The 22,981-nt window shown below is 67.7% G+C and carries 22 protein-coding genes; 6 read left to right on the plus strand and 16 right to left on the minus strand.

The genetic code is table 11. From position 1 onward, the window contains the following. Window positions 1–23 precede the first annotated feature (23 nt). Window positions 24–1,544 (plus strand): class I adenylate-forming enzyme family protein, encoded by a 1,521-nt coding sequence (locus tag ACFVJ5_RS05265; protein ID WP_379218618.1) that lies wholly within the window; start codon window positions 24–26, stop codon window positions 1,542–1,544. Window positions 1,545–1,566: 22 nt separating this feature from the next. Further along, window positions 1,567–1,866: a hypothetical protein gene (locus ACFVJ5_RS05270; protein ID WP_379218619.1), complete on the plus strand. Its 300-nt coding sequence runs from the start codon at window positions 1,567–1,569 to the stop codon at window positions 1,864–1,866. 54 nt (window positions 1,867–1,920) lie between these two features. Here ACFVJ5_RS05270 and ACFVJ5_RS05275 read toward each other — a convergent pair whose 3' ends face one another. Continuing rightward, window positions 1,921–2,727, minus strand: a complete 807-nt coding sequence (locus ACFVJ5_RS05275) for an acyl-CoA thioesterase (protein ID WP_379218620.1) — start codon at window positions 2,725–2,727, stop codon at window positions 1,921–1,923. A gap of 61 nt (window positions 2,728–2,788) precedes the next feature. Here ACFVJ5_RS05275 and ACFVJ5_RS05280 point away from each other — a divergent pair, with 61 nt between their 5' ends. Continuing rightward, window positions 2,789–3,670 carry an acyl-CoA thioesterase gene (locus ACFVJ5_RS05280; protein WP_379218621.1) on the plus strand — a complete coding sequence of 294 codons (882 nt, stop codon included), beginning with the start codon at window positions 2,789–2,791 and terminating at the stop codon, window positions 3,668–3,670. Between the two features lie 14 nt (window positions 3,671–3,684). Beyond that, window positions 3,685–4,077, plus strand: a complete 393-nt coding sequence (locus ACFVJ5_RS05285; RefSeq protein WP_379218622.1) for a DUF427 domain-containing protein — start codon at window positions 3,685–3,687, stop codon at window positions 4,075–4,077. Between the two features lie 34 nt (window positions 4,078–4,111). Here the strand turns inward: ACFVJ5_RS05285 and ACFVJ5_RS05290 are convergent, their stop codons facing one another. Beyond that, window positions 4,112–4,969 carry a hypothetical protein gene (locus ACFVJ5_RS05290; RefSeq protein WP_379218623.1) on the minus strand — a complete coding sequence of 286 codons (858 nt, stop codon included), beginning with the start codon at window positions 4,967–4,969 and terminating at the stop codon, window positions 4,112–4,114. A 238-nt stretch (window positions 4,970–5,207) separates the two neighbouring features. Here ACFVJ5_RS05290 and ACFVJ5_RS05295 point away from each other — a divergent pair, with 238 nt between their 5' ends. Beyond that, window positions 5,208–6,026 carry an HpcH/HpaI aldolase/citrate lyase family protein gene (locus ACFVJ5_RS05295; RefSeq protein ID WP_379218624.1) on the plus strand — a complete coding sequence of 273 codons (819 nt, stop codon included), beginning with the start codon at window positions 5,208–5,210 and terminating at the stop codon, window positions 6,024–6,026. 17 nt (window positions 6,027–6,043) lie between these two features. Here the strand turns inward: ACFVJ5_RS05295 and ACFVJ5_RS05300 are convergent, their stop codons facing one another. The 14 genes from ACFVJ5_RS05300 to ACFVJ5_RS05365 form a co-directional block, all read right to left on the minus strand. Continuing rightward, the gene (locus ACFVJ5_RS05300; RefSeq protein WP_379218625.1) at window positions 6,044–7,639 is read right to left on the minus strand and encodes a GMC oxidoreductase; all 1,596 of its coding nucleotides are present in this window, start codon (window positions 7,637–7,639) and stop codon (window positions 6,044–6,046) included. A 37-nt stretch (window positions 7,640–7,676) separates the two neighbouring features. Next, the gene (locus ACFVJ5_RS05305) at window positions 7,677–8,300 is read right to left on the minus strand and encodes a DUF305 domain-containing protein (protein WP_379218626.1); all 624 of its coding nucleotides are present in this window, start codon (window positions 8,298–8,300) and stop codon (window positions 7,677–7,679) included. Next, a complete protein-coding gene (locus ACFVJ5_RS05310; protein WP_379218627.1) occupies window positions 8,297–9,826 on the minus strand; it encodes an LVIVD repeat-containing protein in 1,530 nt (509 codons plus the stop codon). The genes ACFVJ5_RS05305 and ACFVJ5_RS05310 overlap by 4 nt, the downstream gene beginning before the upstream one ends. Before the next feature lie 185 nt (window positions 9,827–10,011). Beyond that, a complete protein-coding gene (locus ACFVJ5_RS05315; protein WP_379218628.1) occupies window positions 10,012–11,277 on the minus strand; it encodes an MlaD family protein in 1,266 nt (421 codons plus the stop codon). After that, window positions 11,274–12,368: an MlaD family protein gene (locus ACFVJ5_RS05320; protein ID WP_379218629.1), complete on the minus strand. Its 1,095-nt coding sequence runs from the start codon at window positions 12,366–12,368 to the stop codon at window positions 11,274–11,276. Before ACFVJ5_RS05320 ends, ACFVJ5_RS05315 begins: the two co-directional genes overlap by 4 nt. Further along, window positions 12,365–13,465, minus strand: a complete 1,101-nt coding sequence (locus ACFVJ5_RS05325; protein ID WP_379218630.1) for an MlaD family protein — start codon at window positions 13,463–13,465, stop codon at window positions 12,365–12,367. The genes ACFVJ5_RS05320 and ACFVJ5_RS05325 overlap by 4 nt, the downstream gene beginning before the upstream one ends. Further along, a complete protein-coding gene (locus tag ACFVJ5_RS05330; RefSeq protein ID WP_379218631.1) occupies window positions 13,462–14,523 on the minus strand; it encodes an MCE family protein in 1,062 nt (353 codons plus the stop codon). The genes ACFVJ5_RS05325 and ACFVJ5_RS05330 overlap by 4 nt, the downstream gene beginning before the upstream one ends. A 4-nt stretch (window positions 14,524–14,527) precedes the next feature. After that, complete coding sequence (locus tag ACFVJ5_RS05335; protein ID WP_379218632.1) at window positions 14,528–15,565, minus strand: MCE family protein; 1,038 nt, start codon at window positions 15,563–15,565, stop codon at window positions 14,528–14,530. Further along, entirely contained in the window at window positions 15,562–16,788 is a 1,227-nt protein-coding gene (locus ACFVJ5_RS05340; RefSeq protein ID WP_379218633.1) for an MCE family protein, read from the minus strand. The genes ACFVJ5_RS05335 and ACFVJ5_RS05340 overlap by 4 nt, the downstream gene beginning before the upstream one ends. Before the next feature lie 4 nt (window positions 16,789–16,792). Beyond that, window positions 16,793–17,647 carry an ABC transporter permease gene (locus tag ACFVJ5_RS05345; RefSeq protein WP_379218634.1) on the minus strand — a complete coding sequence of 285 codons (855 nt, stop codon included), beginning with the start codon at window positions 17,645–17,647 and terminating at the stop codon, window positions 16,793–16,795. Continuing rightward, window positions 17,647–18,486 (minus strand): MlaE family ABC transporter permease, encoded by an 840-nt coding sequence (locus ACFVJ5_RS05350; protein ID WP_379218635.1) that lies wholly within the window; start codon window positions 18,484–18,486, stop codon window positions 17,647–17,649. The genes ACFVJ5_RS05345 and ACFVJ5_RS05350 overlap by 1 nt, the downstream gene beginning before the upstream one ends. Window positions 18,487–18,514: 28 nt before the next feature. Continuing rightward, entirely contained in the window at window positions 18,515–20,203 is a 1,689-nt protein-coding gene (locus tag ACFVJ5_RS05355; RefSeq protein ID WP_379218636.1) for a nitric oxide reductase activation protein NorD, read from the minus strand. Continuing rightward, window positions 20,200–21,015 (minus strand): CbbQ/NirQ/NorQ/GpvN family protein, encoded by an 816-nt coding sequence (locus ACFVJ5_RS05360; RefSeq protein ID WP_379218637.1) that lies wholly within the window; start codon window positions 21,013–21,015, stop codon window positions 20,200–20,202. Before ACFVJ5_RS05360 ends, ACFVJ5_RS05355 begins: the two co-directional genes overlap by 4 nt. A 1-nt stretch (window position 21,016) precedes the next feature. Next, complete coding sequence (locus ACFVJ5_RS05365) at window positions 21,017–22,198, minus strand: spirocyclase AveC family protein (RefSeq protein WP_379219787.1); 1,182 nt, start codon at window positions 22,196–22,198, stop codon at window positions 21,017–21,019. Window positions 22,199–22,367: 169 nt separating this feature from the next. On the opposite strand from ACFVJ5_RS05365, the gene ACFVJ5_RS05370 reads away from it, so the two are divergent. Next, the gene (locus tag ACFVJ5_RS05370; protein WP_379218638.1) at window positions 22,368–22,970 is read left to right on the plus strand and encodes a TetR/AcrR family transcriptional regulator; all 603 of its coding nucleotides are present in this window, start codon (window positions 22,368–22,370) and stop codon (window positions 22,968–22,970) included. The last annotated feature ends 11 nt before the right edge of the window (window positions 22,971–22,981 follow it).

Raw genomic sequence — 22,981 nt, forward strand, 5'->3', positions numbered from 1 at the left:
GGTGCGGGTGGAGAGGGTGCGACATGAGCATTTCGCTGCTGCTCGACATGGCGGCGTCGAGTAACCCGGACCGGCGGGCGGTGGTCTGCGAACACGTGCACTGGACCGTGGCCGAGCTGAAGGCGCTGGCGCAGGGCGGGGCCGGTGTGCTGGCGGGCTCCGGCGCACGCAGTCTCGTCTATGTCGGAACTGGCGGACACCTCCTACCGCTGCTGCTTTTCGCCGCCGCGGAAGCGTCGGTGCCGTTCACTCCGCTGAACTACCGGCTCGGCGCCGACGCCCTCGGCGCGCTCATCGCCCGACTCGACACCCCGCTGCTCGTCTGCGACGACGAGTTCCACGAGATCGTCGCGCGCGAAGTGCCGGATTCCGCAGTGGCCGTGATGCGTTCGGCGCAGTTCCTCGAACAGGCCGCGGTCGCCGAGCCGGTCTCGGTGGACGTGGACCCGGAACAGGTGGCCGTCGTGCTGTTCACCTCCGGCACCACCTCGACGCCGAAAGCGGTCGAGCTCACCCACAACAACCTGGTCAGCTACATCACCGGCACCATCGAATTCGATTCCGCCGCAACGCAGGACGCGGCGCTGGTGTGCGTACCGCCCTATCACATCGCCGGTATCGGTGCGGCCATGTCGCACCTGTACGCCGGACGAAAAGTGGTGTACCTGCGCGCGTTCGACGCGACCGAATGGATCACCGCGGTCACCCGCGAGTCGGTCACCACCGCCACCGTCGTGCCCACGATGCTCGCCCGCGTCGTCGCCGAGCTGCAACGCACCGGCGCGACACTGCCCTCGCTACAGACCCTCGCCTACGGTGGCTCCAAGGTCGCCCTGCCGCTGCTGCGGACAGCGCTGGACCTGCTGCCCGAGGTCGGTTTCGTCAACGCCTACGGCCTGACCGAAACCAGTTCCACCATCGCTGTTCTCGGGCCCGACGAGCACCGTGCCGCGCTGACCTCCGACGACCCGGCGGCCGCGCGCAGGCTCGGTTCGGTCGGCAATCCGGTCCCCGGCATCGAGCTGCAGATCCGCGACGAGAGCGGCGCCGTCCTACCTGCGGGCGCGACGGGGGAGCTATACGTGCGCGGGGCCCAGGTATCGGGTCGCTACGCCGGCATCGGCTCGGTGCTCGACGCCGACGGCTGGTTCGCGACCAAGGATGTGGCGGCGCTCGACGCCGACGGATTCCTCTACATCGGTGGACGTTCCGACGACACCATCATCCGCGGCGGGGAGAACATCGCGCCGGCCGAAATCGAAGACGTGCTGGTGGAGCACCCCCAGGTACGCGAGGTCGTCGTCATCGGGATCGATGATCCGCAGTGGGGTCAGATCATCGTCGCGGTGGTGGTGCCCGATGGCGACCCGGACCCGGAGCAGTTGCGTGATTTCGTCCGCGCGAGCCTGCGCGGCTCACGCACGCCGGACCGGGTCGTCTTCCGGAACAGCTTGCCCGCGACGCCGACCGGGAAGATCCTGCGCCGCGACCTGATCGCGGAGTACAGCCCACAACCGGTGCCCGGTGGCACCGCGGCCGGATAGTCAGCAGAAGGAGAGAGCGCGAATGGTCAACAACGGTGCGCGGCTGCGCAGCCAGGTGTGTGACACCGAAGTCATCGTGGTGAAGGCGGGCAGCAGCCTCGACGATTTGCGGGCGGGCGGTGTGCCGATGGTTCCGCTCGGGGGCGAGCGGACCGGGGACGAGCCCGACCCGGCTTTCGCCGACGGGAACGTGCTCGGCAAGCGCTATGTCGACGAATCCGGGGCCGAGGTCCTGGTGACGAAGGCGGGCGCGGGCACCCTCAGCGTGGGCACCGAGCCGCTGGCGTTGAAAGGTGCGGCGCCGCTACCGGCCAGCGATTGACCCTGCAAGGGCGACCGGGCCGCCGACGCGATGGCGTCGGCGGCCCGGTCCGCGTCACGGGCGCATCCGGAACATCGCCTCCTGGGCGTAGGACGCCACCAGTTCGCCGTCCTCGGTGAGCACATCGCCGCGGCCGAAGACGCGGCCCTGCGCGAGGATCGGGCTGTGCTGGCGCAGGACCTGCCAGGCATCGCTGCGCACCGGGCGATGGAACCACAGCGTGTGCGAGGTGACGGCGGACAGGAATCGGGTGCCGTTGCCGGTGTGGCTGATCCCGTCCTCGGGGCGCAGCGCGGTGCCGATCAGGGTCAGGTCGGTGGCGTAGGCGGTCAGCGGGGCGCCCAGTTCCGGTGCGACCGGTGGGGTGCGCATCCACATCGTGTAGGTCGGCGGACCGGCCGCGGTGCTGTCGAGGTCGTCGGTGGAGCGGGCCTCCCACGGCAGCAAGGGAAACGACACCGCGTGCTCAGGGCCGAGCGGTTCGTCGACAGCGGGCAGGCTCTGGCGCCGCGGGCCGTCCTCGGGAGTGTGGAGCGAGGCAACGGCCGTCGCGATCACCTGATCGCCCTGGTAGGCGAGGAGGGTGGCGGTGGCGAAGGAACGGCCTTCGTGCTGGACGTTCGCCTCGTACCGGATCGGTATGTCCGACTGTCCTTCTCGGGTGAAGACCGTGTGCAGCGACTTCACGCTCTTGTCGGGGACGGCGAGCCGGGCGGCCACCACCAGCTGCCCGAGGACCTGACCACCGAAGACCCGGTGGTAGGGCAGGGTCTGGTTCGCGGCCTCGTAGGCGATGGTGCCGGTGCTCGCCGCCGGCTTCAATTCCAGGCACGCGAGCAGGTCGTTCCACATGTCGGGCATGGTGTGAGTGTAATATACATTCTCGAATGAGAGAATGAGACTCTCGCGCGCTGGAGGTCAGATGGCGATCACACCGGATCAGCGGAAGTCGGCGATGTCGTCCGTCGCGGAGATGCTGCGAATCTTCGACGTCGAGCCCGACGGTCCTGGCTGCTTCCTCGGCACCAGCGACGGCGGCGCGCGACAGGTCGTCGACGGTACCCAGCTGCTGGCGCAGTCGCTGGTCGCCACCGCGAAGACATTGCCGGACAAGGTCGTTCGGTCGGCGCACGCGGTGTTCAGCCGCGCGGTCGACGCCGCGTCGCCGGTGCGGTTCACCGTGGAGGTGACCCACTGTGGCCGTTCCATGGCGAGCACGGTGGTGGCTGTGGAGCAGGCGGGCCGACGGTGCGCCACTGTGTCGGTGCTGGCCGATGCACCGTCCGAAGACGTTGTGCGCCACCATGTCCCGCGGCCCGAGGTGCCTGGTCCAACGGCCGCACTGCCCGCGAATATGCCCATGATCGGCCGGGATCTGCGGATCGTCGGAGTGGCCGACGTGAACGACCCCGACGAAGTGGGCCCGCCGGAACTGCACGCCTGGCTGCACTACGACCCGGTCCCCGAACGCGACGATCTGGGCAAGGCACTCTTGGCCCACTTCACCGGGCACCTGTCGGTGTCCACCGCCCTGCGCGCGCATCCCGGGATCGGCACGGCGCAGGCGCACCACGGTTTGTCCACCGCGGTCATGACCGTCTCGGTGCGGTTCCACGAGCCGGTCGAGTGGACGGGCTGGCTGCTGTACTCCCATGAGAGCATCCAGATCGGCGCCGGAATGTCGTGCGTTCGCGGACTGGTGCACACCGAGAGCGGCCGCTTGCTCGCCTCGTTCACCCAGGAAGCCATGATTCGCCGACCGCGTGCCGACGAGGCCGCGGTGCCCGCGCGGGCGCGGCTGTGACAGAAGGAGATTCGATGACCGATCGCTCAGGCTTCGTGACTCGCCCGGACTACCGGGTCGACATCCACGCCCGCCGCAACCGCGTCACCGTCCACTTCGGCGAGCTGCTGGTCGCGGATTCGGAGCGGGCCCTACTGGTCGACGAGCAGGATCACGGACTCGTCTTCTATCTACCCCGCGAGGACATCGGCGTCTCGCTGCACCGAGCCGAAAACTACCGCACGACATGCCCGTTCAAAGGCGAGGCCACCTACTGGCGCTTCGACGGCGACGGCGACGAGCCCCTGGTGTGGGGCTACGAGGACCCGGCCCCGCAGGTCGCGCGGCTACGCGGACACGTGGCGTTCTACCAGGATCGGGTGACCCTGCGCGTCGGTGCCGCCACGCCTGCCGTCAGCGGGCACTGAGCCGTCGGCACCGGACGTTCCGGTGCCGACGCGCTCATCGGCCGCGGTTCTCGCGCGGTGCTCCCCGCCATCCGCACGGCAGTCCGCAGGTCGGCTGCAGCGTCGTGTCCGTGCGGCCGTCGGCGAACACACGCAGCGTCTCGGTGGCCTCCGCGGGATAGCCGCAGTCCGGGCACTTCTCGAAGAAGTCGAGAACCTGGTGCACCACTTGCGAGCGAGGCTGCTCCGGGGGCTGCGGTGGCGCAGTGGTGACATCGGGCCGCCGCCACCGGACATCCGCGGTCCGGGGCGCCCCGGTGCGTCGTGCGGCGGTGTCGCCCGTGGTGTGTGTTCCCATGATGTCCGTTTCTGTGTGGTCAGCGTGCGCCAGCGCACGTTCGATACGTTCGAAGGAACGCAGGACCGTTTCCAGTTCGAGTCCGAGTTCGCGCTGGGCGGTATCGAATCCGCTCGATCGCCGCCAGCGGGCCAGCATGCGCGCCGTCGCGTTCTCGGCGTCGCGAACGAGTCCGGGGACGCCGGCCGAGGCCAGCGGTGGCCGCGGAACGGCGAGGTCGACCGCCAGTCGGCACGCGCAGGCGGACGTGATCCAGAGGATCTCCGCCAGCTCCGGCACCACGGCGATCACCTCGTGGACCCGGGCGACTTCGGCCGCGAGCTCCATGTGCTCGATCGAATAGTCGACCAGCGTGCACAGTCGGTGGTCTGCGCACGCTCGTTCGGTCCGGCCGGTGCGTTCCAGCGCACTCAGCCTCCGGTGGATCTGACCGGAGTCGGCAGGCGACACCGCCAGTTCGTGCAGGACGCGGACGGCGGCGACGAGCCGAGTGCCCGGCGCCGCGTGGCCGGCATGTCCGGATCGGGTGAGCCCGTGCTCGGGCAGGCTCGTCATGCCGGCACCGTCGACGGCCGGACGTCGAGAGTGGCGTGATGCGCGGTCATAGACGTTCCAAATCTCTCGGCAGTGACGAGAATCGCATTTCCATCGTATCTGATTCCGACGGATCTGTGACGATCAACATGGCCGATATATGTTGAGTTACAAGCGAGAATGACGTTATCGTCAACGTCATGAGAAGGTGTATCGAGGGACGAAGTGACCAGCGCATGACGGCGTGCGGAGGTAGGCGATGAGCGGGGAATCGGACGGCCCGGTATGGCTGTTCTGTCCGGCGGATCGGCCCGAGCGGTTCGCCAAGGCGGCGGCGTGCGCGGACACGGTGATCCTCGACCTGGAGGACGGTGTCGGCGAGGAGGCGAAAGCCGCCGCGCGCGAGGCGATCCGGGACTGCGCACTGGATCCGGCCCGGACGATCATCCGGATCAACCCACTCGGTTCGGCGCAGGTCGAGCTCGACCTCGGCGTCATCGAGCGCACCCCCTACCGCAGGCTCATGCTCCCGAAAGCTGAAACCGGCGACATCCCGCCGATGCTGGCCGGCTACGACATCGTCGCCCTGGTCGAGACCCCGGCCGGTGTCCGCCGGCTCGACGACATCGCGTCTTCGCCCACGGTGATCGCCGTGATGTGGGGTGCCGAAGACCTCGTCGCCGCCCTCGGCGGCAGCTCGTCCCGGCACCCGAACGGCATCTACCGCGATGTCGCCAAGCATTTGCGCTCGGCCACGCTGCTCGCGGCGAAAGCCCACGGCAAGCTCGCTGTCGACGGGGTCTATCTCGACATCCCCGATCTCGACGGGCTGGCCGCCGAATCCGCCGACGCCGTCGCCTCCGGCTTCGACATCAAAGTGGCCTTGCATCCCACGCAGGTCACGGTCATCGCCGACGCTTACCGCCCCGACGCCGGCGAATTCGACTGGGCGCGCCGCGTATTGGACGCGGCGGAGCACTCGCGGGGAGTCTTCGCCGTCGACGGCCGGATGGTGGACGCGCCGATCCTGAGCCATGCTCGCCGGATCGTCGCCCGCGCGGCCACCACCGGTCGGTAGCGAATCGTGTCGACGGCTCAGATCACCGTCCCGACATCGGTGCGGACGAGATTGTCGAGTGCGCGTTCGGCGACCGCCGCGATCGTCATCGACGGATTGCACGCGGCGGTGTTGCCGGGCATGAGGGCGCCGTCGAGGACGTAGAGGCCGCGCTGGCCGAGTACTCGCCCGTCCAGATCGCAGACCGTGCCCATATTCGCGCCGCCCAGCGGATGCCAGGTGGACGGGAACACCGCGTTGGTGTCGAGGAGCATGCTGTCGGGTCCGGCGATGCGGCGCACGGCCGGGTCGATGTGGCCGTCCTGGATCGCCCGGTCGCCGTCGCCGGGCCAGCGCAGGGTCGCGCTGTCGGTGCCCGACTCGTAGACGAACTCGCCGCGCCCGCTGCTCACGCCGTAACCGACCAGCATGGTGCTACCCGGGTCGACGGCCAGCGGTGGAATCGAGGCTTGGACAACGGTGAACGCCGAGTTCGGGTCGTCCCAGTTCTTGCTGCCGTACACCACGGGCCCGCCCTGGGCGGTGCCGAATCCGGCGGAAGGGTTGCGCCACACATAGATTCGGTCCGCGTTGGTGCCCCAGCCGCCGCCGAGCCCGTCGGGCAGGTCGGGGATCTGGCCCTTGGCGCCCGCCCGCACGAGCAGCCGGGTGGTGTTGAGGCTGCCTGCCGCGAGCACCAGCGTCGGGGTGGTGATGATCTTGTTCTCGAGTACGGTGCCCGCGGTGTCGAGCCGGTCGACGCGCACCACCCAGCGCCCGTCGGGGGCGCGTTCGATATCGGTGACCTCGTGCAGGGTCTGCACGTCGACCCGTCCGGTGGCCTCGGCCGCTTCCACGTAGGTGACGTCGACGGAGTTCTTGCCGCCGTTGTTCACGCCCATCGCGCCGTCGCCGTTGGTGTAGGACGGCTTCATCTCCCCGCGCAGTTCGGCCAGCGCGTAGTTCCAGTCGATCGGCATCGGGATCTTCGACAGCGGCATCCCCGCGGCGCGCACTCGATCGGCGAAAATCCGTGCTGCCTGGTAGTTCTCGTGCTCGACCAGCTCGTCAGGCGCGGTGGCGAGGCCGAGCATGCGGGCGACGCGGGGGTAGTGGACCCGGTCCATCAGCCCCCAGTCGAGCTCGGTCGGCAGATGGGTTTCGAACACCTCGCGGCTGGGCTGTAGCGACATGCCCTGGTAGACCAGCGAGCCACCGCCGAGGCCCGCGGCGCACAGTGCGGTCATCCCGGCACCGGCCACCGCCTCCACCAGGCCGGTGTACGGCTCGAATAGCAGTGGGCGGCCGAACAATACCGGGTTGGAGCGGTGCCAGAGCAGGCGTTTGTCGGGCGCTGAGGCGCGCGGGAAGGTTTCGGAGTTGGGGCCGGTTTCCCAGCGCCTGCCGCGTTCGAGCATCAGCACGTCGACGCCGGCCTGCGCCAGCCGCAGCGCGGTGACGCCGCCGCCGAATCCGGAACCGATCACGACGGCCCGGCGTTCGTGCCTGGTGAGCGGCACACCGCCGGTGCGCACCGCTATGCCGGTGTGTGCCGAGGCGGTACGCGTCGCGGCCAAGGCGAGCCCTGCGGCCGCGGCACCGGTCAGTAGTGAGCGGCGGGTGAACTCGGACATGTCAGCAACTTTCGTAGTTCGGGGATACAGGAGCGGTTCAGACACCACGTCGAGCGAGGAGTAGGTCGAGCAGTCCGGCTTCGCGGCCCTGCTCGGTCACCATGCCGCGCGCGGTGCGTTCGACTTCGCCGCCGGTGAGCAGTGCGTCGGCGTCGGCGGCCATCTCGACTCCGCCGTAGTGGTGGCGGCGCATGAGCTGCAGGAACAGGACCTCGGCCTGCCCGGCGCGGGCAGCGGCGAGCTGGTCGAGTTCGGCGGTTGTCGCCATTCCCGGCATTGCCGAATCAGGCGACGCGGCCCGGTGTCGGTGAGTCGCGGACTGCGCCATCCAGGCCATCGGCCGCTCGGCGGTGACCGGTGCGTTCGCCAACCGCAACCAGCCGAGCAGCATTCCGAGTTCGGCGCGCTGGGTGTCGGCTATCTGGTCGGCCAATGCCGCCACCGACGGCTCCACACCGCGATCGAGTCGCTGCACCAGCAGCAAGGCCTGACTGTGATGCGCGACCATGTCCTGCACGAAACCGATCTCGGTCGCGTTCAGCAACGGGTCCCGCGCGGCGTCGCCGGGGATCAGTACCGGCCGCAAAGCCATGCCCATCGCCAGCAGCAGGAGGGCGAGGCCGGCCAGCAGCGCTGCACGAAAGAGGTTGTGCTGGGTCATGATCCGGTGGTCGATGCCTGACCGGCGGGCGGGGTGTACACCGTCGGTGCGAGCTCGAGCGCCAGGAATCCGTTGTCGGCGCAGGTGGTCCACAGCTGGTTCCCGCGCCATTCGGGTGGCGAGAAGCACCAATCCGTGGACAGATCACCGAAAGTCAGTGTGCCGGTGCGTGAACTGAGTGCCTGCTGCGGATCGAACTGCCCTTGCAGCATCGCCTGGGCCACGGTCGGCGCCGCGAGCAGCGGCGGCCCGATGATCGAGGCGAGCGCGTGCGGCGAGTTCCACAGCTCGGCGTTCTCGCCCGTCCGCGCGGGCGGATTGAAGTAGGCGATCTCGCGAACTGCCCCGGGATCGCGCACATCGAACACCCGGATACCCGACGAGGTCCAGCTGCAGGCCAGCGCGGTGGGGTCGGTCGGCCGATCGGCGGCGCAATAGTGCGCGTCGTAGGCGAACAGCGAGCCGCCCGAGGCCGAGGCGATCATGCTGTCCTGGTTCTCCGGCAGGTTGATCGCGAGTTTGATCGACTGCGCCAGCCGGGGCCGACGATCGTCGGAGACGTCGATGAGCTTGACCCCACCTGATCCGGCTTCGTCGACGGCGAAGACATACGGCACACCCCGGTAGCTCACGGGAACGGTGTGCTGGGTGGCCCAGCCGTCGGTCCAGGGCATATCGGCCAGTTCCTGCACGCGTGGTTCGGGATCGCGCCGCTGCACCGCGCTCACATCGAGGATCTTCATCCCGCCGATGTTGTTGGCCAGATACATCCGATTGCCGTCGGGGGAGAGGCCGAATCCGTGCATCGACAACCCGGCCAGACCTTGCCAGATCACGCGGGGGTTCGCCGGATCGGTGAGATCGACGGCGCTGAGCAGCCCCGGTGCTGTTCCTGATGCCCAGTAGGTTCGCCCGTCGGGGGAGAAGCCGCCCTCATGGGCGGTGATCGGCACTGGCAGTGCCAGGTCGGTGCCGGGACCCGGATTGAGCAGGCGCGGGTGTGCGCAGTCGGAGATGTCGTAGACCGACAGCAGCCCGGCGCCGGTCAGTGCGGGAACGCCCGCGCCCACCAGCAGTTTTCGCGCCGCGTTCACCTTCAGGCTCTCCCACGTCCCGGCCAGCATGGCGGGTTCGTTCAGCGTAGCGGTCTGTACCGGGGCGGTCGGATCGGCGACATCGAGCACGCGCACACCGGTGTCGGGGCCGAGCAGGTTGCCGGGAAAGAAGGTGCCGATGTAGGCGCAGTGGTTGTAGGTCACGGAGGTGATGCCGCCGCCACGGCCTGCCGAACTGCCGAGCAGGCGCATATTGCACCGGAATCCGTCCCGGGTGCGGCCGCTGTCACGGTCTGCGGCGGGCACATCGCCCTGCAGTCCGGTTTCCGGGAGGGAGCCGGGTAGGCACTCGGCCTGCCCGGCCGGTGCGCCTGCGGCGGGCTGGATAGTCGCCGCACCGAGCGGCATCAGCAGCGTTACCGCCGCGACGGCGGCGCAGCGTCGCGCCGTCCGTGTGAACAAGGAATTCATGGGTTGGATTCGACCCCGATGTGCGAGGCCGCCTTTCCTGGAAGCTGTTGTGCCACTGAGGTATTCGGACACAGCCAGCGTCTGCCGCATCCATGAGTAACTGTGTTACTGATGGCGCGACGCTACCACCCAGGAGACGGTGGGGGAACGGATTCGACGGTATTGGATCCTGCGTGCGGAATCTTTCAGCGTGGGACCGGGGCGTAGGGGCCGCCGTAGGGAGTCGGGACGGTGAGTGGCCCGGTCGGCGCGGGATCGGCGGTCTGCAAGGGATCGCCGACCGGCGGCGGCCGCACGGGGTCATTGGTGGGGCGGGGAGCGTTGCGCGCACCGCGCGGCATCAGGGTCGGATCGGGATCGGTGCAGTCCGCGTTCACGTACGGATCGGCGTAGTCCGGGATGGAACCGGCCCTTCGCGGCACGTTGTAGTCGCAGGCGTAGCGGGGGTAGATGCTCGCCAGCGCCCACACACCGCCGTCGTGAAAGGCCGAGGTCACCGCGTCGAGGGCCGATCCGGCGCGTTGCTGGGGGAAGAAGAATTCGTTGAGGGCGGGGATCCGGGAGTAGGCAACCTGGGAGACGGTGACCAGGTTGCCCAGCAGTTGAACCATCGTCGGTGAGTTCTCCGCGAGGATGATGTCGAGAGTGGACAGCAGCGGTGGGGTCTGCGCGACGAGCTGTTCGAATCCGCCGGTCATCGAGGACACACCGCCGAGCGTGGCCGACAGGTTCGCCGAGGTGGACCGCAGCGCGTTTTGACCGTCGTACAGCGTGGTCAGCACGACTCTGCTGTTGCGGAGCAGGTTCACCGTGTGCGGCAGTGTCGTGTCCAGGGTCGAGATCAGGAACGTCCCACCGTCGATGATCGCCGCCAGCTTGTCCGGGCCCGCCTGGCCGACACCCAGTTCCGCGGAGATCGCCGCGAGCCGGGCCGGATCGATCTGAGACAGTGTGCCACTGAGGCTTTCGAGCATGTCCGACATCGGCACCGGCGTGGATGTGCGATCGGCGGTGATCAGCGCTCCGTCGGTCAGATAGGGCCCGTCGTCACCGGCCGGAACGAAATCCAGGTACTGCTCGCCGGCTGCGGACAGGGCCGCGGCCCGGACCTTGCCGGAAGCCGGAATTCGAACATGCTCGTCGATCGCGGCGACGACAACCACGGCCTCGCCGGCGACCGCGACGGAATCGATGCGCCCCACCCGAACCCCGCGCAAGGTGACTTCCTGTCCGGGCAGTAGCCCGCCGGATCGGTCCAGTTCGACGCGGACCTGATAGGGCCTGCTCAGCGGATCGATGCCGAGGGTGTTGAAGATCAGATGCCCACAGGCACCACCGAGAATCGCGAGCAGGCCGAGTAGTGAGACCGCTGCCCGATACCGGTGTGCGTGGCGGACACCGCCGACGAGCAGGGCGGCGGGTCCATCCCAGACGCTGCGGCGCGAGGTCATCGTGGCGTGCCTTCCAGACGGTTGCCCAGCCGGGCGAGCATGTGCTGGAGCGAGCCGACGAACGCCGTCCAGTCGGTGAGATCGGGCGGTCTGGCACCGGAGGTGGCGGGGAACACGGGATCGGGGATCGCGATCCCGGTCACGTCGGCTTTGACGTGACCGTTGGGCCCACTGATCATTTTGATGACGATGCCGAGCATGGTGTTGATCTCGCCGAGGTCTGCGTCGGGGTTGGTGGCCGCGGCATTGAGACCGGCGGCGAGCCGGTTGATATTGGCGGCCATACTCGTGGAGTTGGTGCCCTGGATACTCGGGAACCGGGCGAGCTGCGTGGCGATGGTGTCGATGCGCTCCACCAGGGTGACGATCGAACCGGTGTTCTCGGCCAGCACCTGCATCGCCGGTCCGGCCGCGGCGACGGTATCGGACAGGGTGCCCTGCCCGGCGGCGACGGTCGCGCTGAGATCGGCGGCGGAGTGCAGGAGTTCGTTGATCTGTCCCGACCGGGCCGACAGTGAGCCGAGCAGCGTGCGGGTCTCGGCGAGCAGTTCGGCGAGGCGCTCACCGCGTCCGCCGACGTGCTCGCTGAGTGCGGAGATCACGGTGGTGAGGTATTCGATGGTGCCGCCGCTGACCAGAAGTGATGCGCGAGTGAGCATTTCCTCGATCGTCGACGCGGCCGAGGTCGATTCCAGCATGATCGCGCTGCCGTCGTCGAGCACACCGGTGCCGGGCTCGACGATCCGCGGCGGTTTCATCGCGACGAAGACATCGCCCATCGGGGTGGCCGACCGCAGCTCTGCCGACGTGCCGAGCGGCAGCCGGACGGTCGAGGTGATCCGCAGGGTGACCATCGCGGTGTAGTCGCGCGCGGACATGGCTTCGACCTGGCCGATATCGGCGCCGTGCAGCTTCACCTTGGCTTTGGTCGGGAGATTGAGGGCGTTGGAGAACGTCGCGGTGAGGGTGTAGGTGTCACCACCGAGTCCCGGTGCGGGCAGCGGTAGCCGGTCCAGTCCCACGGCGCATCCGGTGGCCGATAGGGCGAGCGTGGCGGCGGTGGCGACGGTCCGAATCACCTTGGTAGTCATCGGCCGTTCTTCTCCGCGAGGCCCGCCAGGATGGCGGTTATGCCGAAATCCGGGCCCATGTCGCGCATGGTCCCGGTGTCGCAGCCGAGATTGCGCAGCTGCAGCAGATTGCAGACCTCCTTGACCATCTGGCCGTCTAGCAGCAGCCGGTTGATGTCGACCGAGGCACGCAGCGCGCCGACCTTCTGGTCGACGGAGTGGTAGGCGTTGTCGACAACCATCGGGAATACGTCGAGGAACGCGGCGAGGTTGTAGTCGTAGGCGGCCAGGGAACCGGTGAGGGTGTTGGCATCGGTCGTCAGGCCGGCGATGGTGCCCTGGTGGCGTCGGAGCAGGTCGGTCACCGCCACGATGATTCTGTTCATCGCGGCCCCGGTCGCGCCGGTACCCAGTTGCTGCTCGGCCAGGAAATCGCTGAGTTGTGCTACGGCGCCGCCGAATTCACGCAACGTCGTGTCGTTGCGCGCGGCCGCGGCGGTCAGTGCGTCGAGGTTGCCGACGACGGTGGTGATCGCGTCGCGGGTGGCAGCACCGTGATCCTCGCCCAGTTGCAGCGCGCGCGAGAGTTCGCCGAGCGCGGCGCGCATGTCCTCGCCGTTGCCGCTGGTCGCCGCGGACCCCAGGTTCATCAGGTCCGCGATCGGCCCCGAGCCGTTGCCGTCGCCGCCGAGCGAGCCGGACAGCTGCTGGGCCATCGACAGCAGGGCATCGAACTCGACCGGCGATTTCGTGTGTGCCGTGTCCAGCACCGCACCCGAACGCAGAGTGGGCCCGCCGCGGTAGACCGGGGTGAGTTCGACGTGGCGGTCGGTGAGGATCGAGTCCGAGATCGTGACCGCCTGCACGTCGGCGGGCAGCCGAATGCCGCCGTCGACGCGCATCTGGACTTCGACCGCGCCGCCGCGGGCGTCGATGCGCACGATCCGGCCCACCCGCATCCCGAGCACCGAGACCACGTTGCCCTCGTAGAGCCCGTTGGCGTTGGCGAAGTGGGCGGTGATGGTGGTGGATGTGTCCGCGCCGGAAGAACATCCGGCCAGACAGGCGGCGGTCAGGCTGACGACGGCCAGCTTGAAGGTGGACAGGGTGACGCTCATCGGCAGTCCTGGAGGTAGGGGGCTCGGCCCGCGGCGACAGCGGTGGTACTCAACGCGCACATCCAGGAGTCGATGAACGCGCCGTCGGGGGCATTGGCGTTGAGTTCCGCGCCGGTGCCGGTGGCATTGGCGAACATCCGCCACGGCACCGGCAGGATCTGCAGGATGTTGCGGAGCAGGTCGTCGTGGCCGGCCAGCATCGCGGTCATCTCGCGCAGATCGGTCAGCAGCTGTTCGATCTCGGTCGCCTCGCCGACCACGATCGGTTCGAGTCGCCGGACCAGGGTGGTGACCGCGTCGAGCAGCCGGCGCAGCGCGTCCTGGCGGGCGACGATGCGCCCCAGCACGGCGCTGCCCTCACCGATGACCGCGCCGAGTTCGGCCTGTTGCGTACGGATGACGGTGCTGACCTGGCCGGTCGTGGTGAGCAGGTCGCCGATCTGCTGGCGGCGGGTAGCGATGACGGTCGACAGCGATCGCACGTCGCGCAGGATGCCGGGGACCAGGGCGGGGACACCGTCGAGTCCCTGCGAGAGCGCCGTCATGGACTGGGCGATCTGGTCGGCGTCGAGCTGATCGAACGTGGTGGTGGCATCCTGCAGCGCGGTCTCGAGATCGTACGGAACAGCGGTGTGCGACAACGGAATACGATTGCCGGGTAGCGCGCCGACACCGTTCGAGCGCAGCTCCACATAGCGCGATCCCAGCAGCGTGGTCAACTTGATCGCGGCCGCCGTGTCGGCCCCCAAGGTGACCTCGTCGTCGATCTTCATCGTCACCTCCACGAGGTCACCGACGAGCTCTGTGCTGGTCACCGTCCCCACCGGGATGCCGGCCCAGGTCACCGAATCGCCTGCACCGATCCCCGCGGCCTGCGCGAATTCCGCACACCAGGTCCGTGTTCCGAGCTGGAGCGAATTGACGGTGACCATCGCGACCAGCACCAGCACCATCGTGAGGACCGCGATGAGACCGATGCGCAGCGACTGATCCGTATCGGAAACGCCACGGCCGGGACGCGGCAGCAGGCGGACGAGGGCGCGCGGTGTCTTCATCATGGTCCTACCTGCAGATCGCGGAGTTCTGGGGACGGCCGGTCGGCGAGGCGGCTGCCAGGATCTGCGAGATCACCGGATCGATCCCCGGCACGATGCTGAAGGTGATGTCGCAGACATAGGCGTTGACGAACGCGCCGCTGTCGGTCGCCCGCACCATCGACTTCAGCAGCTGCGGAAGATTGAAACCGAGATAGGCGAAACGCTCTCTGCCGTCGACGAAATGGCTCGCGAAGCCGGGCTCGCGACGCATGAACTCGTTCAGCGCCGGACTCGCACCATCGACGACGGTCGCGGCATCGGCGAGCACGGTGGCGATCCGGCCGGTCTGGTCCATCAGCGCATCGCGCTTGCCCGCGAGCCCGTCGAAGATCTTGCGCGTCTGGGCGATCGTCGCCCGCATCCCGTCGCTCTGCCCGGCCAGCGTGGTCATGACGACCGTGAGATTGTCGATGAGCGCGCCGAGGATCTGGTCCGGCCCGGCGAAAGACTGTGCCAGCGTGGCGGTTTCGGTGATCAACGCGGCGACCGCGCCGTCATCACCCTGCAGTGCCCGGATCAACGCGGAGGTCAGATTGTCGACATCGCTCGGGTCGAGGGTGCTGAACAAAGGCTGAAAACCGTTGAGCAGACCGGAAAGATCGAAAGAGGGCTCGGTGTGTTCGAGCGGGATCACCGCGCCCGGCGCCAGCCGAGCCGGGTCGCCGAAATCGGCCAAACTGAGTCCGAGGTAGCGCTGGCCGATCAGATTCTGGTAAATGATCGCGGCGCGGGTGTTGCCGTAGACCGGCTGATCCTGGTGCAGCCGGAAGGTGACTTTCGCGTGCGGTCCGTGGATCGCGATGGTGTCGACCCGCCCCACCTGCACCCCGGCGACCCGGACGTCGTCACCGGCGCGCAGCCCCGAAACATCGCTGAACACCGCGGAATAGGTATGCGTATCACCGGCGACATCGCGTTGCAGGGTCACCCGGACCATCCACAGCAAGAGCGCGGCGACGAGCAGGAACGCGGTCAGTCCGGCGAGTTCGCGTCGGCGCTTCATCGCGGTGCTCCCGCCGTCGGTGCGGCCAGGCCGAACAGTTCGGCGAACCCGACTGGTAGGCCGAGGCGTTCGGCGATCTCTTGCTGGGGCTCGAGTTTCGTGACCACTTGGTCGGCGTCGCCGATGACGGGTGCGCCCGCCGCTGGGCCGTTGTGGCAGCTCGCCCCGGCGAGTTCGCCGTAGCGGGGGCAGTCGGTCCGGGTGTAGACCTTGTGCGGGGTGAGTTCGACGATGACCTTGGCGGTGCCACTCTGGGTGCCGACCTGCCAGAAGTCGCGGGCGAACACGCTGGCGATCCGGGTCTGCGAGGTCGTCATCTGCACGAAGTTGTCGCTGCCCGCCGCGAGCACCTGCAGGACCGGGCCGAGCCGGGAGTTGAGATCGATCAGTGTCCCGGTCCGATTGGTCATCGCCGTACCGACCGTTCCGGAGGTCGCGACGGCACCGGTCAGCAACTGCGCCAACCGATCTCGCTGTTCGGCGATACTGCGCATGGGTCCGACCGAAGCGTGCAGCGCGGCGAGCAGGTCAGGGGCGGACTGCTGCAACCCCTGAACGCCCTCGGCGAGCCCGGTGATGAGGGGCAGCTCGCCGCCGGAGACCGCTTCGGCGTTGTAGGCGCGCACAATTCGCTCGAGCTGGGACGCGGCCGCCAACGCGTCGTCACCCCGGCCCCGGGTGGCCCGCTCGACGGTCTCGAAGATCCCGACGGTGGGATCGGTGCCGGGCCGGGCGACCGCGGCGGCGATCCGGCTCAATGCCGTCAGCGAGGTCTGTAGCTGCACACTGGCCCGGCTGTGATCCTCGGGAATCGACGCGCCCGCCGACAGGACCGGCCCTGGACCGTTGTCGATGAGCTGGATCGAGGGCACCGCGAACACGTTGCTAGGGACCACCCGGGCCGTCACGGTCGCCGGAATTCCCGCCGCGTGCCCGGGGACCAGGTCGATGCGAACCTTGGTGGGGCGCCCGCCCGACGCGGGAACCACTTCCGCCACGCTGCCGACCAGCACCCCACGGTATTTGACATCGGAGCGCTTCGGGAGCCCGTCGCCGACATCGACCAGCATCGCGGTTACCTCGACGGTCTGCGCGAACGCGCCTTCGGACCTGGCGATCATCGCTGTCACTGCGGCGGCGACCACCGCGAGCGCCGCCACCCCGCGCACGAACAGCTTGCCGTTCGACAGGCGCCGGTCGTCGGATTCGAACACTATCGCCATCGCACTACCCACTGATCCTGGAGCCGGCGTCGAAACCCCACAGCGCCAACGTCATCAGCAGATTCACCGAGATCATCACGGTGATACTCGCGCGCATCGCCCGCCCGGCCGCGACCCCGACGCCTTGCGGCCCGCCGCGTGCGTAATAGCCGTAGTAGCACTGGATCGTCGTGGTGATGGTGACGAAGACAATGGCCTTCAGCAGCGAGAACACGATGTCGGTGCCGCCGAGTACCAGGTCGAAATAGTGCGCGTAGGTCCCGAACGATTGCCCGCCGACCAACCCGACGAACAACTCGACGGCGAGATAGTCCGCGGCCAGCGCGGCCAGATACAACGGAATCACCGCCACGATCGCCGCGATCAGCCGCGTCGAGACGAGGAAGGGGACAGGCCGGATCGCGATGGCGTCGAGCGCGTCGATCTCCTCGGCGATCCGCATCGCGCCCAGCTGCGCGGTGAACCGGCACCCCGCCTGCGCCGCGAAGGCGATCGAGGCCATGATCGGCGCGAGTTCGCGGGTGGCTGCGGTCGCGGCGATCATCCCGGTCGCGGGTTCCATGCCGAGCAGCTTCAACGCGTTGAAACCCTCGATGCCGACGATGCCGCCCGCGGAGGCGCCGAGGATGATCATCACCCCCGCTGTTCCGCCACCGACGATCAGCGAGCCGTTGCCCCACGTCACATCGGACAGGATGCGCAGCGATTCGCGGCTGTACTGCCGCAGCGCCACCGGTATCGAGACCACCGCACGCACGAAGAACGTGAACATATGCCCGAACCTGATGACGGCACGCCACGGCACGGCCACCGCGATCATGACCGTCCGGACACCCGGTGGGAGGTAGGTGGCGGCCATTACAGTGTCGTCCTCGGGAACAGCATGGTGTAGATCTGGGTGAAACCGAGATTGACCACCATGAGCACGACGATGGAGGCCACCACGGCCGCATTGACCGAGTTCGCCACACCACCAGGCCCACCCCGGGTATTGAGTCCCTTCTCGCAGGCGACCACGACCACGATCACCCCGAACACCGCCGCCTTGACCATCGCCAGATACAGGTCACCCGCGGTCGCGAACGAGGAGAACGTCGCCATGTAACTGCCCGGAGTCCCGTCCTGGACATAGACATTGAACAGGTAGCCGGCGAGGAATCCGACAAAGCAGCTGACACTGGTGAGCGCCATCGCGATGAGAATTCCCGCGGCCAATCGCGGCACCACGAGCTTGCGCAGCACCGACACACCCATGACCTCCATGGCGTCGATCTCCTCGCGGATCTTGCGCGAACCCAGATCGGCACACAGCGCCGAACCGACCGCTGCCGCAAGGAGAATGGCGGTGACCAGGGGCGCCGATTGGCGGATCACCGCCAGCCCGCTCGCCGCACCGGCCAGTGAACCGGCCCCGACCTGCCCGGCCAGCAAACCGAACTGGATGGACAGCGTGGCACTGATGGGTAGCGCGACCGCCACCGTCGGCAGCAGCGAGGTCTTCACCATGAACACCGCCTGGGAGACGAATTCGTCGAAGGGAAAGCGCCGCACCGCGATATCGGTGACGAGGTAGCGAAACGCGTCCCGTCCGAGCACGACCTGTCGTCCGACGGTCTGTAGCGAGGCGACCGGGTGCCGCCGGTTGTACTGCTTGGACCAGTCCTTGATCTCGGTGACCGCGGATGTGCTGGGTTCCATTGCGCGCCTTCTCTTCCCGGTTCGATGGCTACCGCGGTGTGGGCGCGGCGAGTTCGCGCAGCGAGGACAGGAACAGTTCGTCCATGCGCGGGCTCAGTTCGCTCAGGGTCGCCGCGCCCGCGTGACTGGCGGCGCCGAAGACGCGTTCGAGTGCGTCGGCGGGCGTGGCGGTGCCGATGGACAGGCACAGACAGGCCACACCCTCGGCGCGCAGTTCCTCGAGTGCCTTGGCGGCATCGGCCTCGGCGTAGCGGCCTTCGTACCCACCGTCGTAGGGACAGCCGTCCGACAGCACCACCAATAGCCGATTCTGTGTTCCCGCTGCACTTTTCAGGATCTCGCCCGCACCGCGGATGCCCGCGCCCAGCCGCGTGTAGTTCGAGGGCTGCAGCTGATTGAGCCGGGCTCGCCCGACAGCGCCGAACCGCTGATCGAAGGTTTTGATCGCAGGCAGGTACACCGCGTGGCGGCCCTCGGAGCGGAACGCGTACACCGCGACCCGGTCACCGAGCTCTTCGAGCGTCACGGCCAGGGTGGCGGCCGCGCGCCGCTGATGTTCGTGCACGGACAAGCCCTCGGGGTCGGCGTCGGTGGCGGAGCCGGAGGCATCGAGCAGGATCAGCACGCCGAGATTGCGTTCGAGCCTGCGGTGTTCGAGGTACACGTTCTCCGGCCGCGAATAGCCCGAACGCAGATCGACGAACAGATCGATGAGCGCCTCGATATCGAGCTCGTTGCCGTCGGCGCGCCCGCGTAACACCTTGGGGCCCAGTCCTACCCGAGCCAGCCGCCGCCGGAGCACATCGTCGTCGGGAACCCGCGCGGCCGAGATATCGGCGGGAACCGTCAGCGGAAAATCGACGACCCGGCACCAATCCGGTTTGTACCGGCTGTTGAAAACATCCCACTCCGGATAGAGCGCGCCGCCGATTCCGGCGGCAGCGCCGGGCTTGTCGGCATCGGTGAACTTGATCCGGGTGGGCAGTGGCCGGGCCTCCGGTCCGACCGTCCGCGCCCGCCGCACCGCACTGACCGGCGCTTCGGCGCCCGCGGACCCGTCCCCGTCGGACCGTGCACTGCCCGCCGCCTTGCGGAGGAATTCCATCACCGACTTGCCGCTGAAGAGCGGATTCTCGAAGAGTTTGAGAATCTTGCTCTCCTCGGACTTCTCGACGCTGTCCTCGAGCTCCTCGCCGGCTTCCGGTATCTCGCTGAGGTCTAATTCCAAGCGCAATTCTCGATCGGTCGCCCGCCCGCCCGGGCCGGGATCCGACGCCACCAACTGGGAGGGTTTGATGGTGCCGAACCACTCCGGTGGTTCGTCGACCGGCATTCTTCCCTTGGCCGCCGCGAGTGAATCCGCGGCGGTCGCGGTTCTCGGTTCGCCGTCGAGCCCGAGCCCGGCAGCGAGCGGAAGGCGTTGGGCGAGTTCGGTGAGGACGCGGTGGCCTTCGAGGGCGAGGTAGCGGCGCGCCGCCGAGGGACGCCCCCGCAGTGACCGCACCAGTGCCGGATCCAGGCTCCCGGCACCGAGCAGCGCGCTCTGCACGAGTACTTCGCGCCGCTGCTCGGTACCGCCGCCCGAAACGAAGACGATCCGGCCGTTCGTATACGGGGCCACACCCGCGGGCAGTTCTGCGATTCCCACAGACCTGCCCGCGAGGTGGGTGGCGAGGAGATGGAACTTCTCCGGCCCGTTCGGATCGTCGGCGGTCATGGCTGCGGCAGGACGGCGTCGACGAGTTCACCGAGGGCGGCAACGATATCCGCGTCATCCGAGAGCGCCTGCACGACGGCCGATTGCACGGCAGTGCGCAGATTCAGCCCGCCCGCGACGAGACCACCGGCCAGGATCAGCATCCGGGTGGAGGACACCTCGCGCAGTGGCGAGTTGTCCAGGTTGCGGATGGCACTGCCGACCCTGACCAGCGCCCGCGCGGTCTCGGCGTCGACCCCGGCTTCGTGCGCCACCACCTCGCGTTCGATCTCGGGCGGCGGGAAGCCGAGTTCGATGGCGACGAACCGCTGCCGAGTCGACTCCTTGAGGTTCTTGAGCACGCTCTGATAGCCGGGGTTGTAGGAGATCACCAGCTGGAACCCGGGCGCCGCCGGCAAGGTCACCCCGAGCCGGTCGACCGGGAGTTCGCGGCGGTGATCGGCGAGCGGATGGATCACCACGGTGGTGTCCTGGCGCGCCTCGACGACCTCGTCCAGATAGAAAATGGCGCCTGCCCGCACGGCCCGCGTCAACGGCCCGTCCACCCACACGGTTTCGCCGCCCTTGAGCAGGAAACGGCCCACCAGATCCGCCGAGGTCATGTCCTCGTGGCCGGCGACGGTGATCAACTCCCGGCCGAGTTCGGCGGCCATGGTCTCCACGAAGCGGGTCTTGCCGCAACCGGTGGGGCCCTTGAGCAGCAGCGGCAGGCCGCCGACGGCCGCCGCGCGAAAGACTGCCACTTCGTCGCCGACCGCGCGGTAGAACGGTGCGGGCGGAACGTCGAGTACAGCGCTGGATCGACTGGTCATGTCAGTTTCCTTTGTCGGTGTCGGCGAAGGGAATGATCTTCGGCAGCTCCGCACCGTCGGGCAGAATGAGTCGCCCGTTCGAATCGATATAGCCGCTGTTGCGGAACGGGACCGGTAGATCGGGATGCGGGCAGAGCCGATCGGTCCCTTCACCGCAGATACCCATATTGAAATACGAACGCTTCTGGATATCCTCGGGCCACGGATCGGTGTGCAGGGCGAAGAACTGCGCGGGCAGGTTGTAGCCGACGAAGAAGAATGTGCTGACCGCCGCGAAGATCGCTAGGAAACGGGTGAACTGCTGTTTGACGAATCCGCCCTGAATCTGATCGAGACCACGTTCGACAACGGTCCGGCCACGGTCGTCGGTGAAATAGCGCAGCGAGCAGAGGCCGGCCTGAACACCGCCCCACATGAGCCCTTCGTACAGCGGCCACTGGTAATAGGTGCCTGCGTTGATCGACCAGCCCTGGAGTGCGCCCGGGTAGGTGAAAAGGCCCATCGGCATCAGGAACAACCCTTCGATGACGAGATCGAAGAAGAACGTCCAGACGAGCAGCACACCGATCAGCCCCATCGTGCTGATATTGGGGAGGCGCTGCTTGGTCTTTCGCATCACCCAGCAGCCGAGGATCGTGCACAGCAGCACGCCGTAGGAGTAGCCCGGTGCGTTCATCAGGATCGGTTCGGCCATCATGGCGCCCGGTTCGCCATAGGATTGCCAGCCCGGCACGTCCTGCACCCACGAGCCCATATTGAACATCCAGGTGTTGTACGTACTCCACGTATTGAAGTAGTTCAGCAAGGGATCCTGGAAGAACATCAGGCCGCAGGCCACGAACAGCATGCCGTCTAGGGTTATGCGCCGTTCCCGCCGCCAGGGCCGGATGATGAAGAAATAGATGCCGACCGGCAGGCCGAGCAGGATCACCGCGGTCCAGACAGTGAGAATCACCTTCATGAAAGTCGGCGGATCGCTCGGCCCGGTGGGCACGCGCTCGAAATTGGGGCCGGTGATCCAGCGCAACCACACATATATCTGGAAGACGAGAATCAGGCCACCGAGAGTCGCCCAGATCTTGACGGCGTTGCTGGTGGATTGAACTTGTGCGCCGAGGGTGGCCACCTTACTGAGTGGCTCAGTGAGAGTAGTTCCCTTTTTCGGCTCCGAGGGTCCGCTCACAGCGCACCTCCTCGATGAATAGTCGCGGTCCGGGCGGAATCGGCGATGGCCGTGGAATTCGATGAGGGAGTCATCGGTCACGCTCCTGGGGTATCTGTACCAACAGAAATATACCACTGGGGATCTCAGATTCCCGGGGGTTTCTTGGATTCGTGCCATAATCGCTGACATGGCTGAGCGTTGGACGCGGGAGCGCAGACTCGAGCGCACCAGGGGACTGCTCCTGGATGCTGCCGAAGAGGTATTCGCCGAAAAGGGTTTCGCGGCGGCAACACTCGATGACATCGCGCATGCCGCCGGCTACACCAAGGGCGCGATCTACAAGCACTTCGCCACCAAGGAAGAGCTCTTCCTCGAGGTGAACGATCGATACCTGCAGCGGTACTTCGACATGTTCGCCGAGGTGCTGGCGGCGGTATCGAGTATGGGCACCGAAGAGCTGGACCGGGTCGGCGAGCTGTGGCGCCGGCTCGGCGCCGACCGCGGTACCGAGCACGCCGCGCTCGGGATGGAGTTCACGCTGTATCTGCTGCGTAACCCCGAGGTGCGGGAACGGGTCGCCGCCCGGCGGGAGGAGGCGGTGGAAGCCCTGGGGCAGTTCATCATCGAGAATCTGGACCGTCTCGGCGCGACCTCGCTGATTCCGCCAATGACCATGGCGCGGGTACTCATCCACACGACGCCGTCGGTCGTGCTCGGCACCGAACTCGACGGGGTCGACCTCTATGGACCGATCCTCGAGATGTACATGTCGGCGATCAAACTGCCCTGAGCGCACAGCCG

The organism is Nocardia sp. NPDC127606, assembly GCF_042671725.1.
Lineage (GTDB): Bacteria > Actinomycetota > Actinomycetes > Mycobacteriales > Mycobacteriaceae > Nocardia.